13 protein-coding genes are annotated in these 14,421 nt (G+C 68.4%); 12 read left to right on the top strand and 1 reads right to left on the bottom strand.

Annotation, left to right across the window (positions count from 1 at the left end; translation table 11 throughout):
- Window positions 1–73 precede the first annotated feature (73 nt).
- The 8 genes from clpS to MUK71_RS10975 all read left to right on the top strand — a co-directional run bounded on the left by clpS (window position 74) and on the right by MUK71_RS10975 (window position 6,277).
- The gene (gene clpS / locus MUK71_RS11010) at window positions 74–382 is read left to right on the top strand and encodes an ATP-dependent Clp protease adapter ClpS (protein WP_227903322.1); all 309 of its coding nucleotides are present in this window, start codon (window positions 74–76) and stop codon (window positions 380–382) included.
- Between the two features lie 52 nt (window positions 383–434).
- Window positions 435–992: a DUF2017 domain-containing protein gene (locus MUK71_RS11005; RefSeq protein WP_227903321.1), complete on the top strand. Its 558-nt coding sequence runs from the start codon at window positions 435–437 to the stop codon at window positions 990–992.
- Window positions 993–1,224: 232 nt separating this feature from the next.
- The gene (murI, locus tag MUK71_RS11000) at window positions 1,225–2,193 is read left to right on the top strand and encodes a glutamate racemase (RefSeq protein ID WP_227903320.1); all 969 of its coding nucleotides are present in this window, start codon (window positions 1,225–1,227) and stop codon (window positions 2,191–2,193) included.
- Window positions 2,190–3,035, top strand: coding sequence for an MBL fold metallo-hydrolase (locus MUK71_RS10995; protein ID WP_227929505.1), 846 nt, complete (start codon window positions 2,190–2,192; stop codon window positions 3,033–3,035). The genes murI and MUK71_RS10995 overlap by 4 nt, the downstream gene beginning before the upstream one ends.
- 42 nt (window positions 3,036–3,077) lie before the next feature.
- Window positions 3,078–3,833, top strand: a complete 756-nt coding sequence (gene rph, locus MUK71_RS10990; RefSeq protein ID WP_269436389.1) for a ribonuclease PH — start codon at window positions 3,078–3,080, stop codon at window positions 3,831–3,833.
- A complete protein-coding gene (rdgB, locus tag MUK71_RS10985) occupies window positions 3,834–4,472 on the top strand; it encodes an RdgB/HAM1 family non-canonical purine NTP pyrophosphatase (protein ID WP_227929506.1) in 639 nt (212 codons plus the stop codon). It begins immediately after the preceding gene.
- A gap of 97 nt (window positions 4,473–4,569) precedes the next feature.
- Window positions 4,570–5,259 (top strand): DedA family protein, encoded by a 690-nt coding sequence (locus tag MUK71_RS10980; RefSeq protein ID WP_227929507.1) that lies wholly within the window; start codon window positions 4,570–4,572, stop codon window positions 5,257–5,259.
- Entirely contained in the window at window positions 5,252–6,277 is a 1,026-nt protein-coding gene (locus MUK71_RS10975) for a 3'-5' exonuclease (RefSeq protein WP_227929508.1), read from the top strand. Before MUK71_RS10980 ends, MUK71_RS10975 begins: the two co-directional genes overlap by 8 nt.
- Window positions 6,278–6,296: 19 nt before the next feature.
- On the opposite strand, the gene MUK71_RS10970 is transcribed toward MUK71_RS10975, so the two are convergent.
- Entirely contained in the window at window positions 6,297–7,430 is a 1,134-nt protein-coding gene (locus MUK71_RS10970) for an ADP-ribosylglycohydrolase family protein (protein ID WP_227929509.1), read from the bottom strand.
- Window positions 7,431–7,616: 186 nt separating this feature from the next.
- Between MUK71_RS10970 and MUK71_RS10965 the strand changes: the two genes are divergently transcribed.
- The 4 genes from MUK71_RS10965 to MUK71_RS10950 all read left to right on the top strand — a co-directional run bounded on the left by MUK71_RS10965 (window position 7,617) and on the right by MUK71_RS10950 (window position 14,420).
- On the top strand, window positions 7,617–8,627 hold the full coding sequence (locus MUK71_RS10965; protein ID WP_227929510.1) for an aquaporin: 1,011 nt from the start codon (window positions 7,617–7,619) through the stop codon (window positions 8,625–8,627).
- A 92-nt stretch (window positions 8,628–8,719) separates the two neighbouring features.
- Complete coding sequence (locus MUK71_RS10960) at window positions 8,720–9,883, top strand: exonuclease SbcCD subunit D (RefSeq protein WP_227929511.1); 1,164 nt, start codon at window positions 8,720–8,722, stop codon at window positions 9,881–9,883.
- Entirely contained in the window at window positions 9,880–12,945 is a 3,066-nt protein-coding gene (locus MUK71_RS10955) for an AAA family ATPase (RefSeq protein ID WP_227929512.1), read from the top strand. Before MUK71_RS10960 ends, MUK71_RS10955 begins: the two co-directional genes overlap by 4 nt.
- 155 nt (window positions 12,946–13,100) lie before the next feature.
- Window positions 13,101–14,420, top strand: a complete 1,320-nt coding sequence (locus tag MUK71_RS10950; RefSeq protein WP_227929513.1) for an MFS transporter — start codon at window positions 13,101–13,103, stop codon at window positions 14,418–14,420.
- Window position 14,421: the final 1 nt, after the last annotated feature.

Genomic DNA, 14,421 nt, shown 5'->3' with positions numbered 1-14,421 from the left:
ACCCGCGCATCCCCGTTGAGTAGAAGAGGGACCCGGGCGGGGTCCGCAAGGATTCCTCACTACAATTGAACCCATGGTTACCAGCACTGCCCCCGGCACGGACACCCTGACATATGAGGAGACGGAGTCCCTGGTGGCTGCGGACGTCCCGTGGGTCGTGATCGTCTGGAATGATCCGGTGAACCTGATGACTTACGTCAGCTACGTCTTCCAGAGCTACTTCGGCTACTCCGAAGCCAAGGCCCACCGGCTCATGATGGAGGTCCACCAGGCCGGCAGGTCGGTGGTGGCTACCGGGTCACGGGAATCAGCGGAGCGCGACACCCTCGCGATGCACTCCTACGGGCTGTGGGCCACCTTCCAGAAGGCGGACGCCGCGTGAGCCGGTGCCGGGCAGCAGGCTTTGAACATCGCGTCAACAGGAACGGACAGTAGTGGCAACCGGATTCAAGCTCACCCGCAAGGGCATTACCGCCAACCTGGAACCGGGGGAGCGGGATCTGCTGCGCAAGCTCTTCGCCGATGTGCAGGAACTGCTGGAACCGGAGACGGCGGCGGACAGCGATCCCCTGGCAGCGATGGTGGGCATTGACATGAGCGCCGCCGTCCCGCAGGACACGGCCCTGCAGCGACTGCTTCCCAACGGGATTGAGGGCAATGACGAGGACGCCCTGGAATTCCGCCGGTTCACTGAACGCTCCCTGCGCGAGTCCAAGCAGGCGGCCCTGCGCGCCGCGGCCCTGCAGCTCGAAACGGCGCCGCTCCGGCTGGACCCGGCCCAGGCGCAGCTTTTTGCCCGCGCGCTGAATGACGTCCGGCTGGTCCTGGGGGACCGGCTGGGCCTGGCCAGCGATGAAGATGCCGAACGCCTGCAGGATATTACGGACCCGGCCCGGGCCCGTGACGTGGACGGATACCTGGCGCTGGTCTACAACTTCGTCACATGGCTGCAGGACACACTGATGCAGGCTTTGCTGAAATCCCTGCCCTGATACCGGTTCCGCCGCGGCACTGCGCGGGCCGGCAGGATCACATGTGATTCCTGCCGGTGTACCTGTGAGCAAGGGCACGCGGCAGTGAATGTGCGCTCGCTGCAGGGAGGACTATTGTCAGTACATTATGATTTCAAACCCGGTCCATCCGTCCGCACATTCAGGGGAGAGGTCCCCGGGGCAGCCCGTGGGGGCACCCGGATCCGGCTCCCCGGAGACGCCGCAGGGGCAGGTGCCCGCGACGTCCGCTGAGCCTTCAGTCCGCGTCCGGAACCCGGATGCACCCATCGGTATCTTCGATTCCGGCGTTGGCGGACTGACCGTGGCCCGGGCCGTCCTGGACCAGCTGCCGAACGAGGCCGTGATGTACGTGGGGGACACGGCCAAAGGCCCCTACGGCCCCCTCCCGATTGCCGAGGTCCGCGCCAACGCGCTGGGCGTTATGGACGAACTGGTGGACTCCGGAGTCAAGCTCCTGGTCATCGCCTGCAACACCGCCTCGGCCGCTGTGCTGAGGGACGCCCGCGAACGCTACACACACCGGTACGGGATTCCGGTTATCGAGGTCATCCAGCCGGCCGTACGGCGCGCCGTGGCGGCCACCCGCACCGGACGGATCGGCGTCATTGGCACTGCTGCCACTGTGGGCTCGCGGGCCTATGACGACACCTTCGCGGCCGCACCCCACCTGAGGGTGTCCTCGGTTGCCTGCCCTGCCTTCGTGGAATTCGTGGAAGCCGGGGTCACCTCGGGGCCGGACGTGCTGGCAACGGCCGAGGAATACCTCGCGCCGCTGCGGGCACAGGATGTCGATACGCTCGTGCTGGGCTGCACCCACTATCCGCTGCTGACCGGCGTGATTTCCTATGTCATGGGGGACGGCGTCACCCTCGTCTCCAGCGCCGAGGAAACCGCCAAGGATGTCTACCGGGCCCTGATCAGCCACGGCATTGAACGGCAGGAGCGGACGGCGCCCCAGCACACCTTTGTCGCCACCGGCGATGCGGCCTCCTTTGAACTTCTGGCCCGGCGTTTCCTGGGACCCGAAGTGCTCAGCGTCCAGCAGGTGGACCACGTATCAGCGCATTACCCCACCGGCAGCATGGCGCGGGTTACTCCGCAGATGATTGCCGCAGCCCGGGCAGACGCCCCCGAACGCATGGGGGCGCCACAGGGTGCCCTCTGGAACGGCACAGCATGAAACTGACCATCGTAGGCTGCAGCGGCTCCTTCCCCGGCCCGGCGTCTCCGGCGTCCTGCTATCTCGTCACCGCCAACGACGGCGAACGTGACTGGCGGATCCTGCTGGACCTCGGTAACGGTTCCCTGGGCGCGCTGCAGCGCTACATGGACCTGCGCGATATTGACGCGGTGCTCCTGACGCATCTCCATCCGGACCACTGCATGGACCTGTGCGGGCTGCATGTGGCCGTGCACTGGGATCCCGCGGGCTGGAACCGGGACCGCATCAAGGTATGGGGCCCGGCCGCCACCGCGGACCGGATGGCCACTGCCTACGGCCTGGAACTGGACCCGGGCATGCACGAGGACTTCGAATTCTCCCACTGGACGCCGGGCCAGCCGCAGCAGATCGGCCCGTTCACCGTCACTCCGTACCCGGTGCGGCATCCTGCCGAAGAAGCCTACGCATTGCGGGTGGAAGCCCGCAGCACCGACGCGGACGGTGTGGAAACACTGCGGACCCTGGCCTACTCGGGGGACACCGATTCCTGTCCCGGGCTGGAGGCAGCCGCCCGGGATACCGACGTCTTCCTCTGCGAGGCCGCATTCCACGAGGGCCGCGATGACGGTATCGAGGGTGTGCACCTCACCGGCCTGCGCGCCGGAGCCGCCGCCACAGCCGCCAACGCCCGCCGCCTGCTGCTCACCCACCTTCCGGTGTGGAACGATGCCAGCGTCAGCGTCGCCGAAGCACGCCGGTCCTACAGCGGTGACCTGGCCGTCGCCGTCGCCGGCGTCTCCTACGACGTCGGTTCCCCCTTTACCGCCCCGCTGGCGGTCCAGAAGGCACGCAGCGTCTAGGTCCTGTCCGGGCCCGTACGGCCCCGGCGATAGACTGAACCCATGACTACCGCACCCACCCCTGCATCAAGCCTGCGCGCCGACGGCCGCACCCCGGACCAGCTGCGCAGCATTACCATTACCCGCGGCTGGTCCAAGCAGGCCGAAGGCTCGGCACTGATCGAGTTCGGCAATACGCGCGTGCTGTGCACCGCCTCCCTGACCCCCGGGGTTCCCCGCTGGCTCAAGGGTGAAGGCAAGGGCTGGGTCACTGCCGAATACGCCATGCTGCCGCGTGCCACCAATACCCGGAATGACCGCGAATCGGTCAAGGGAAAGCTGGGCGGGCGCACCCACGAGATTTCCCGGCTGATCGGCCGCTCGCTGCGTTCGATTATCGATACCAAGGCACTGGGTGAGAACACGATTGTGCTGGATTGCGACGTCCTGCAGGCCGACGGCGGCACACGCACCGCAGCCATCACCGGCGCCTACGTGGCGCTGGCAGACGCCGTGGCCTGGGCCAGGGACAACAAGCTGATTGCCCGCAACGCCAACCCGCTGACGGACAGTGTGGCCGCGATCAGCGTTGGCATCATCGACGGCGTCCCGATGCTGGACCTGCCCTACGTGGAGGACGTACGCGCGGAAACCGACATGAACGTGGTGGTGACCGGATCAGGGAAGTTCGTTGAGGTCCAGGGCACCGCGGAAGGCGCACCCTTCGACCGGGCCGAGCTGGATGCGCTGCTGGACCTCGCCCTGCAGGGGACCGCGGAGCTGGCCGAAATCCAGCGCCGGACCCTGGGCGGCGAATAAATGGCGCCGGCACCCCGCCTGGTCCTGGCCACCCGCAACCCCGGCAAGCTGCGTGAGCTGCGCGAACTGCTGCGCGGGCAGGTTCCCGGCCTCGACGTGGACACCCAGGTGATCGACGCCGCCGCGGCGGGAGTTCCCGACGTTCCCGAAACCGGCGTGACCTTCGAGGAAAACGCACTGCTCAAGGCCCACGCCGTCGCGGCTGCCACCGGCCTTCCGGCAGTCGCCGACGATTCCGGCCTTGCGGTGGACGTCCTCGGCGGGGCCCCTGGCATTTTCTCCGCCCGCTGGTCCGGCCTGCACGGCGACGACGCCGCCAACCTGGCCCTGCTGCTGGCCCAGCTTGCGGATATCGCCGCTGAGCACCGCGGTGCGGCGTTTGTCTGTGCTGCGGCCCTGGCACTTCCCGACGGCAGCGAAACCGTGGAACGCGGCGAGCTGCGCGGCACCCTGCTCCAGGCCCCGCGCGGCGAAGGCGGTTTCGGCTACGACCCGATCCTGCTTCCGGCCGGAGAGGAGCGCAGCTGCGCCGAACTCAGCGGAGCCGAAAAGAACGCGATCAGCCATCGCGGCCAGGCGTTCCGGGCACTGGTTCCGGCCCTTGTTGCCGCCCTGGCGGAGGAAAAAACCGGCGCCTAGGCACAGGCCGGGGGATGTGTGATGCGTCCCAAACACGCCGCGGGGACGCGCGGGGATTCTTCCCGGGCCGGGGGCCTAGGGCAGAATTGACCGCGAGATGACTATTACAGCAGCCGTTCCCGCAGCCACCTCTTCTACTACTGCCGAGCCGTCGGCCCTCGGCGGTGTGGCCGACTGGGCGGTCGGGGTGATGGAGGCCATCGGTGCCCCGGGCGCCGGTTTGGCCATCGCCCTGGAAAACCTTTTCCCCCCGCTGCCGAGCGAAATCATCCTGCCGCTGGCCGGTTTCACCGCCAGCCAGGGCAATTTCTCCATGGCGGCGGCACTGTTCTGGACCACGCTCGGCTCGGTAGTGGGTGCGCTGGCACTATACGGCCTGGGGGCATGGCTGGGCCGGGACCGGATGCGCCGCCTGGTGGAGAAGGTTCCCCTGGTGGACCTTGAGGATGTGGACAAGGTCGAGGCGTGGTTTGAGCGCCACGGGTACAAGGCCGTGTTCTTCGGCCGGATGATCCCGCTGTTCCGCAGCCTGATCTCGATCCCCGCGGGCATTGAACGCATGCACCTGCTGACCTTTACCGCACTGACCACCGCCGGCAGCCTGATCTGGAATGCCATCTTTATCGTCGCCGGCTTCTACCTGGGCGAAAGCTGGCACGTTGTTGAGGCCTACGCCGGCGTGTTCCAGAAGATTGTCATCGCGGCGGTCATCATCGCAGCGGTCTGGTTCATCACCGCCAAGATCCGCAGCAGGCGGCGGAAGCCGGTGTCCGGCACCGATGCCTGAAACCGGGCTTAGTTTCACCGCAATAGATTTCGAAACCGCCAACGGCTTCCGCGGTTCGCCCTGCTCCGTGGGCCTGGTCCGGGTCCGGAACGGGCAGGTTGTCGAGGAAGCCTCGTGGCTGATGCGTCCCCCGGAGGGGCACGACTATTTTGACCGGCGCAATGTGCGCATCCACGGGATCGAACCGGACATGGTGGCCGGGGCTCCGCGGTTCGGTGAACTCTTTCCGGAAATCGGTGCCTTCATCGGCAGCGACCTGCTCGTGGCGCACAACGCCGCGTTCGACCTGGGCGTGATCCGCTCCGCGCTGGAAGTCTCCGAGCTGGCGGGCCCCGCCTATGACTACACCTGCACCGTGGTGCATTCCCGCCGCACCTATCAGCTGCCCTCACATTCGCTGCCGTTCGCTGCCGAGGCAGCGGGTGTTCCGCTCCTGAACCATCACGATGCCACCGAGGATGCCCGCGCCTGCGCGGGCATCATGATTGACATTGCCCGCCGGGCCGGAGCCGTGTCCATGCCGGACTTTTTCCTTCGCCAGGGGCTGCAGGCATCCCACCTGCCCGCGTATGTGCCGGGCACTCATCAGCTGTCCAAGGCCACCCGGGACGCACTGGCCCGGGGTACCGGCACCGCAGCCGCGGTGGCGGCTGCCGGAACACCCTGGCAGGGCTGGCCGTCCGAAGGGGAGAACCCGCCGCCCAACCCGCTGGCGGATCCGCGCCATCCGCTGTTCGGCCAGACGATCGTTTTCACCGGCAACCTGGGCATGCCCCGCCAGACCGCCAAGGACCGCGCGGCCGAGGCCGGAGCCCGCACCGCCAGCAACGTCACCCGCGCCACCACGGTGCTGGTGGTGGGGGACGGCTTTGAACCGGCGGACCTGCGCAGCGGACGCCTCACCGGTAAGGCGCGCAGGGTCCTGGACCTGCACGAGCGGGGCCAGCGCATCGAGGTGCTCTCCGAAGCCGAGTTCCTGCAAACCCTGGGCGGTATCTGGCCCCGAGGCTCGCAGTAACCGGTCCGTGAGCCGCGGGCTAGGGCGCGATTGTCGCAGAGACGTAGCTGTCGGCCAGCCGCTCGACCGCTGCGCGTTCACGCAGCGACGCGAGCAGGGGGCCGGGCAGCACACCGTACAGCGCGCCCAGCAGGCTGCCGGCGACGACGGCGGCCGGCGCCCCGCCGGCAGCGGCAGCTTCGCGAAGGGCCGCCGTCACGGTGTCTTCCGGTGAGGCAGGGGCTCCCGCCGCCGCCTGCCGGGCGAGCGCATTCTCTGCCCTGAGTGCCGCCGACAGTCCAAGCGTCAACGCACCTTCCGCAGTCGTCCCGCCGGTTGCCCCGCTGCCGGAAGTCGTCCCGCCGGCCGCCGTCCCGCCGGCCGCCGCCCCGCTGGCCGCCGTGCCGCCGGTCGCGAAGTCCGGTCCGGAGATGACCGAGCGGAGCCGGTCAGCAAGTCCGGGGACGCCGCCGTCGGAATCCGCCGCAGCGTCTGCCGGTGCCAGGGCCTTCTCCGCTGCTGCGGCCAGAGTAGTTCCCGGCGACAGCAGCCCGTGCACGGTCGCAGCGAAAACGGCAGACGCATGACGGGCCGCAGGATGGCCGTGGGTCAGCGAAGCGGCATCCAGTACGAGCTTGTAGACGGTTTCGGTGGGTACATAGGGCAGCAGGCCGAACGGCGCCGAGCGCACCAGTGCGGCAGGACTGTCCGATTCCGTGTTCACGGGCCGCTGGCGTGTCCCCATTTCACCGCTGGACAGGGCGGATACCACCTCCGGATCCAGGCCGGCGTCCGCCGTGCCCGCGTCCGCCGTGCCGGCCGGCGTCGGGTGCAGCAGTTCCTCAGCATCAATGGGCCGGGGGAGGGGAACCAGTCCGGTCTCGGGGAGGGCTATGCCGCGGCCCCGGAGCCAGCGAAGGTAGGCGAGCCAGATGCAGGCGGTTTCATCGGCTCCCACTCCCGAATTCGCCCATTCGACGGCTTCGAGCAGCCCGTCCAGTGAATACAGGGCCAGCTGGGTAGCCGAAGAAACCGACAGCGTGTCCTCCAGGCGCTCCGGGCCGGCTGTGCCCAGTGCGTCGCCCAGAGCCCCGCCGAGCAGGCAGGCTCGGATTTTGGCGCCAAGGGCTGTATGGGAAGAGGACAAGGGTGCGGAATACGGTTCGGAGCTCACTGTTCCAGCATAGGTGCCGGGGCTGGGCCGGAAAGACTCGATTCACCTGCCACACAGCGGGCATTCAGCGGGTTAACAGACTGCACTGACACGGTGGGGTAGTTTGTTGTGAGTTCGATAAGAAGACTTATATATCGGCGGCATGCCTGTTCACGCCGCCCACCACACGTTAGGAATGTCTCTCCCATGTCATCTGAGCCCTTATCAACCAGCGGAGCCCGGGCCGTAACGCGCGTCCGCGACGCAGCGTCCGACACCCGCGGCCACGACTACGGGTTCGTGGGACGGACCGTGGCCGAGGGGATTGGATCATTCCTGCTTGTGTTCGCGGGCATCGGAGTGGGCATCTTCACCGCCGGCAGCGGCATCAGCCCGCAGCTCGCCTTCGGGCTTGCGCTGGCCGGTGCCATGGTCGCCTTCGGCTACATCTCGGGCGGGCACTTCAATCCGGCCATCACCCTGGGCAGCGCGGTTGCCGGACGCACCCAGTGGAAGTACGTGCTGCCCTACGTGCTGGCACAGCTGCTTGGCGCAATCCTCGCCGTCGCCATCCTCTGGGTGGCCATTACCGGCCACCAGCAGATCGGCGAGCAGACCCGCCAGTTCCTTACCGGCGTCTCCAACGGCTACGGGGATCACTCGGTGAACCTGTTCCCGCTGCCCAGCGCCCTGCTGCTTGAGGTTATTGCCGGCGCCCTGCTGACCGCCGTCTTCCTCGGCTCCGTGGCACGCCGGTCCGGCGCAGTCGCCGGTGCCTTCGCCGTCGGCGTGACCTACGCCGTACTCCTGACCGTGCTTGCCCCCGTGACCAACGGCGGCATCAACCCGGCACGTTCCACGGCCACTGCCATCTTCGCTGAAGGCTGGGCCCTGCAGCAGCTCTGGCTGTTCTGGGCCGCGCCCCTGCTCGGCGCCGTGATCGCAGGCCTGATTTTCCGCAGTGTGGACATGACGCTGGCAGCACGCAGCTCCGATCCCGCCTTCTATGCTGTGGAGCCGGACACCCACGCAGCGGATGAGACCCCTGCAGCCGCTGAGACACCCGCACCCGCCACGGGCAGCACCGGCAAGCCGGCCGCCCGGACCGGGGACACAGAGGCCCCCGTCGTGGATGAGGAAGCCCGCGGCTTCTTCGACAAGCCCGCGGCCGGTTCGCCGGAGAACCCGCAGGACGGGACGCCGGGCACCCGCGGCTAGGACCGCAAAACCGTAGCAACCTCCGGGGGCAGTGGCGAACGCCGCTGCCCCCGATCCGTTAACTGTCGGAGCCGGCGGGTAGTTTTGAAGGCATGCGGATACTGCACACTTCAGACTGGCACCTGGGCCGATCCTTCCACGGCGTAGGGATGCTCCCCGCGCAGGCGGAGTTCATCGACCGTCTGGTGGAGACGGTACGGGAACGGCGCGTGGACGCCGTGCTGATTGCCGGCGACGTCTATGACCGTGCCCTTCCGGGGGTGGACACCGTCCGCCTGCTGGATTCGGCCCTTGAACGCATCACTGCCGCCGGGGCTGTGGTTGTGCTCTCCAGCGGCAATCACGACTCCGCGGCCCGCCTCGGTTTCGGCAGCGCGCTTTTTGAGCGCGCCGGAGTCCACCTGCGGACCCGCTACGCGGACATTGCCCGGCCGGTGATCCTGCCCGCTGGCGGCATGCCGGTAGCGGTCTACGGCATTCCCTACCTCGAGCCCCGGCTGGCAGCGGCCGAACTGGAGGTTCAGGAACCGAGCCACTTTACGGTGACCGCTGCAGCAGTGGCACGTATCCGTGCGGATCTGCTGGCCCGGGAACAGGCCGGCGCCCCGGTTGCGGCGGTGGTCATGGCGCATACCTTCGCCAGCGGCGGCATCAGCAGCGACAGCGAACGTGACCTCGCCGTCGGGGGCCTTGGAGCTGTTCCGCTGGACCTCTTTGACGGCTTCGCCTACACCGCCCTGGGCCACCTGCACGGGCGGCAGCAGCTCAGGGAGGATGCACGCTACAGCGGATCCCCGCTGCCGTATTCCTTCTCGGAGGCCCGCCAGGACAAAGGCGGCTGGCTCCTGGAGTTCGACGACGGCGTGCCGGTCTCGGTGGAAGCGGTCACCTGGCCTGCCCGGCGCAGGCTTGCCGTGCTGCGCGGGCGGCTGGCCGATCTGCTGGCTGACCCCGCCCTTGCCGATGCCGAAACCGCCTACTGTCAGGTCACCCTGACAGACCGTGAGCGGCCGGCCAAGGCCATGGACCAGGTGCGCACCCGCTTCCTGGATACCCTCGTCTTGGCTTTTGAACCCGAAGGCGGGGCTGCCGGGCCGGCACGCACCTACAGCCAGCGCCTGGCCGGTGCCACCGATGACCTGGATATCTGCTGCGGTTTCCTGGAGCACGTACGGTCCCGCAGCGCCGCTCAGGAAGAGAAGGGCCTCTTTATCGAAGTCCTCGACAGGGTCCGGGAAGCCGAGGCAGCCAAATGAGAATCCACCGCTTGGAAATGCAGGCCTTTGGCCCGTTCGCGGACCGGCAGGTCATCGATTTCGACCAGCTCGGGGAGCACGGGCTGTTCCTGCTGAACGGTCCCACCGGCGCCGGGAAAACCAGTGTCCTGGACGCCATCTGTTTTGCGCTCTACGGCGCCGTACCGGGGGCCCGGCAGCAGGCACGCAGGCTGCGCAGCGACCACGCGGACCCGCAGACGGCACCGGAGATAGTGTGCGAATTCAGCTCCGGCACCCGGCGGTTCGAAGTGGTCCGCAGCCCGCAGTGGGAACGCCCGGCAAAACGCGCCGGCGGACGAAGCACCGTCACCGAACAGGCAAAAACCCTGCTGCGCGAGTACGTTGACGGTGCCTGGGTGGAGAAGTCCTCCCGCAATGACGAAGCATCGACGGAAATCACGGAACTCCTGGGCATGAACCGGGAGCAGTTCACCCGGGTGGTTATGCTTCCGCAGGGGGATTTCGCCGCATTCCTGCGTGCTGATGCCGCGTCCCGCGAACAGCTGCTGCAGCAGCTCTTCGGTACCTCCCGCTTCGAAGACATTGAGCGGCAGCTGAAGCTGGATCTGGCCGCAGCCACCGAACGCTTCGACGCTGCGCAGGCACGGTCCGAACACGTCCTGCGCCGCGCCGACGATGAAATCCGGCGCTACCGGACGGAACAGGGCGCCGAATCCGGCGACAGCCCCGCACCGGGCTCCGGACAGGACAGTCCCGCAGCGGACCGTCCCGAAGAGGAAATTGCCGTGTTCCGGGCGGAGCTGGACTCCCGCGCGGCCGCTGCCCGGAAAGAGCTCGACGAGCTGGGTACCGAACGCGAACGCGCCGAAAGGCAGCTGCACGAGCTGGAACACCGCCGTGCCCGGGGACTGGCCCTGCAGCAGCTGGTCCGGGATGAAAACGAGCATCGCCGGGCGGAAGCGGAGATTGCCCCCCGGCGCGCTGCACTGCAGGTGCACGCCGCAGCGGCTGCCGTGGAAGGCCCGGTCAGGGCAGCGGACGCGGCAGCGCAGCGCACCGAGACGAGGCGTACGGCCGCTGCCGCTGCCCTGACGGAGCTAACGGAACATGCGCTGGCGGAAGAATACCTTTCAAGCCCCGAACTGCCGGAAGGGCTGGAAGCACTCATCGGCGCTGATCTCGCCGCGGCCACGGCGGCGCTGGAGGATGAGAAACGGATCGGGGAGCTGCGGGTACTGGCCCGGGATGAGGAAACGGCGGCTGCCGGGCTGCGCGAACGGGCGGAAGCTGCCGCAGCCAGGCTGGAAGCCCTGCGCGCCGAGGAAACCTCGCTCGCCGGCGCCGCGGCGGAACTGGAACGGCTGGCAGCAGATCAGGAGCGTGCCGGCAGCGACGTCGCGCGCGCTGAGGAACTGGCGGCTGCCATCGCAGCCTATGCCTCGGCACGGGAACATGCCGAGGCCGCGGATGCCGCAGCCGCCCAGGCCCGGCAGGAATACCAGGACCTCCGTGAAGCCTGGCAGGATCTGCTGCAGGCCAGGCTGGACCAGGCCGCAGCGGAGCTGGCCGCCGGTCTGGCGGAGGATGCACCGTGTCCGGTGTGCGGCGGCGTCGAACATCCGCACCCGGCAACGCTGGGCGACGGCGAGGCAGCGGTGACCCGGGAGGAGGAGCAGGCGGCCAAGGCGGAGGCGGGCCGCGCAGAAGAGGCGTTTGAAGCTGCACGGCGTGAGGCAGGAGCTGCTGCCGAAGAGGCCGCCGGGCTGCGTGCCCGCGGCGGCGACGGCGATCCCGGAGTGGCGGCAGAGCAGCTGGCCGCCGCGCGTGCGGAACTGGAACGGGCGCGCAGCGCGGCCGGGGCACTGCTGGAAACCCGGCACCGGCTCGAAGGCATCGGTGAGGAACTGGCCGCCACGGAAGCCGGCCGTTCCCAGGCCCTGATCCAGGCCGCCCAGGCGGAATCCCGCGCTGAATCGGCCCGCGCACAGGCTGCGGACCTCGAGGCAAAGGTGGGTGCCGCGCTGCATGGTTTTGCCGGTGCGGGCGAGCGCGTGGAGGCGCTGACGCAGTTCCGCCGGCTGGCCGCTGCTGCCCGCGAGGCACGGGCGGCCGCCGACGCGGCCGGGGAGGAGCTGGACCGGCTGCTTCGCGAACTCGACACGGCACTGGCCGGCACCGGCTTTGCCTCCGCTGCCGACGTCCGTGAAGCACTGCTGGATCCCGAAACCAGGGATGCCTATGACCACAGCGTGCAGGAGTGGGAGGAGACCGGCCGCCGGCTGGCGCTGCGGCGCGAAGGCCAGGATGCATCTGCCCCGGAGGACCAGGACACGGGCTCATCCGCGGTGCCTGATGAGGAAGACATTGCCGAGGCCGCCGAGCAGGCGGCAGCGGCACGGAAGGAACAGGAAGACGCAGCGCTGCTGGTCCGCCTGCTGGACGGTTCGGCCGTCCGCCTGTCGGAATACTCAGCCGAACTCGCAGCCGCCTTGGAAGAGACGGCTCCGCTGCGGGCCCGCCGGGACCTGCTGCAGTCGGTCACAGACACCGTCCGCGGTGCCGGTGAGAACACGTACAAGATGACACTGAGCACCTACGTCCTGGCGGCACGGCTGGAACAGGTTGCTGCGGCTGCCACGGAACGGCTGGCCGCCATGACCGGCGGCAGATATGCCCTGGTGCACAGCGACTCCAAGTCCGGTAACCGCAAGGCGGGACTGGGGCTGCACGTCGCCGACGAGTGGACCGGCCAGCGGCGGGACACCTCCACGCTCTCCGGCGGCGAAAGCTTTATGGCCTCCCTGGCCCTGGCGCTGGGACTGGCCGATGTGGTGCAGCAGGAAGCCGGGGGAGTGAACATCGAGACCCTGTTTGTTGATGAGGGCTTCGGCAGCCTGGATGACCAGTCCCTTGAACAGGTCATGGACGCGCTGGAGGGACTGCGGGACGGCGGCCGGGTGGTCGGCCTGGTCAGCCATGTGGGCGAGATGAAGCAGCGGATACCGGCCCAGCTGCAGATCCTGAAGGGACGGAACGGATCCACCATCCGCTACAGCCTGGGGGAAGCGGTGCTGCGCTGAACCGGGTGAGGACGCTGCGCTGAACCCGGGCCACGCTCATACGGGAGCGGCAGTTAGGCACCGCAGCCGGGCGTGGGTAAAATTGGGGGGTAGCAAGGGTCGGGCGTACCGGGAGGGGGGACGGTGCGCGGTTCAACGTATTCGGATACCGCACCATGACTCCAAACACGCCCTCCCCAACCCCCTCCACGCCCGCTGACGAAGCCGCGGGGGCACCTCCCGCCGGCCGTTACCAGGCCATTTTCGCCCTCGCCGGCAGGTCCTTTTTCCCGGTCGCCTTCCTCGCGCGGCTGCCGTTGGCCATGCTGACCGTCGGAGCGCTGACCCTGATCACCGAAGTGTCCGGGTCCTACGCACTTGGCGGGTTCGCCGCCGGCGGAGTGGGAATCGGCTCGGCCGTCGGCGCGCCCCTGCTCGGCTATCTCGCCGACCGGATTGGACAGCGTCCCATCCTGCTCTCCACGGCGGTCCTGAATCCGGTGGCCATTGGACTGTTCCTGCTGACCGCCGCGTTGCTGGACCCTGCCGGCTCTCCCGTCTGGATGCTTATCGCCGCCTTCGCCATGGGCGCCTCCTGCCCGCAGGTCGGACCGATGGCCAGGGTGCGCTGGATGGCTATGACAGCCCGGCGTCCGCGGGGACGCGAAATGGACACTGCCCTGTCCTACGAAGGTACGGCGGATGAGCTCACCTTCGTGCTGGGACCGGCGCTCGTGGGCCTGCTGGCCGCGGCCGTCGCTCCCTGGCTCCCGCTGGCCCTGGCCGCAGTGCTCACAGCCACCATGGTGGCGGCCTTCGCCGTCCACCCCACGGTGGAATACGTGGTTCCGTCCTCCCGCCGCCCGGGCGGCGGGAGGCCAAAAACCGCGCGCGGAACAAAGCAGCAGGACAGGACTTCGGGCAGTGCCCGTCCGCAGTGGCTGCTCATCATGCTGCCGGTGCTGGGCATGGTTGCCATGGGCACTTTCTTCGGCTCCACCCAGACGAGCCTGACGGCATTCGCCGGCAGCTTCGGTGTCGCATCGTCCGCGGGTCTGCTCTATGCGGTCATGGGCCTGAGCTCGGCCGCAGCGGCCCTGTCCGTGGCCTTCTGGCCCGAACGGTTCGGTTCCGCAGCGCGCTGGCTCCTCTGTGCCGGGGCAATGACGGTCCTTGCCCTGCTGTTGTTCCTGCCCGCGGATATTGCCACCATGCTGGTGGTCCTGTTTGTGCTGGGCATCCCCGTGGGGCCGACCATGGTCAGCATCTTCGGCATCGGCGCCATCGTGGCACCGCGGGAACTGATGGGCACCGTTATGACGCTGCTGGCCAGCGGAGTGGTGACGGGCACGGCACTGGGCTCGTCCGTGGCAGGGCGCCTTGCGGATTCAGGCGGCTACCAGCATGCGTTTATTGTTCCGGCCGCTGCCGCCGGAGCGCTGCTGCTGCTGGGGCTGGTGGCGGTTCGCGCAGCCGCCGTGCGGCGGAATGCCTGAG

The organism is Arthrobacter zhangbolii (genome assembly GCF_022869865.1).
GTDB lineage: Bacteria > Actinomycetota > Actinomycetes > Actinomycetales > Micrococcaceae > Arthrobacter_B > Arthrobacter_B zhangbolii.
Note: the sequence above shows the minus strand (reverse complement) of the source record. Positions and strands in the feature narration are given on the sequence as shown.

Bases quoted from the DNA above. Each gene is read 5' to 3' on its own strand.
- MUK71_RS10950 (WP_227929513.1), top strand. From the start codon at position 13,101: ATGACTCCAAACACGCCCTCCCCAACCCCCTCCACGCCCGCTGACGAA.
- MUK71_RS10995 (WP_227929505.1), top strand. From the start codon at position 2,190: ATGAAACTGACCATCGTAGGCTGCAGCGGCTCCTTCCCCGGCCCGGCG.
- MUK71_RS10975 (WP_227929508.1), top strand. From the start codon at position 5,252: ATGCCTGAAACCGGGCTTAGTTTCACCGCAATAGATTTCGAAACCGCC.
- MUK71_RS10960 (WP_227929511.1), top strand. From the start codon at position 8,720: ATGCGGATACTGCACACTTCAGACTGGCACCTGGGCCGATCCTTCCAC.
- MUK71_RS10980 (WP_227929507.1), top strand. From the start codon at position 4,570: ATGACTATTACAGCAGCCGTTCCCGCAGCCACCTCTTCTACTACTGCC.
- MUK71_RS10965 (WP_227929510.1), top strand. From the start codon at position 7,617: ATGTCATCTGAGCCCTTATCAACCAGCGGAGCCCGGGCCGTAACGCGC.
- rph (WP_269436389.1), top strand. From the start codon at position 3,078: ATGACTACCGCACCCACCCCTGCATCAAGCCTGCGCGCCGACGGCCGC.
- clpS (WP_227903322.1), top strand. From the start codon at position 74: ATGGTTACCAGCACTGCCCCCGGCACGGACACCCTGACATATGAGGAG.
- MUK71_RS10955 (WP_227929512.1), top strand. From the start codon at position 9,880: ATGAGAATCCACCGCTTGGAAATGCAGGCCTTTGGCCCGTTCGCGGAC.
- rdgB (WP_227929506.1), top strand. From the start codon at position 3,834: ATGGCGCCGGCACCCCGCCTGGTCCTGGCCACCCGCAACCCCGGCAAG.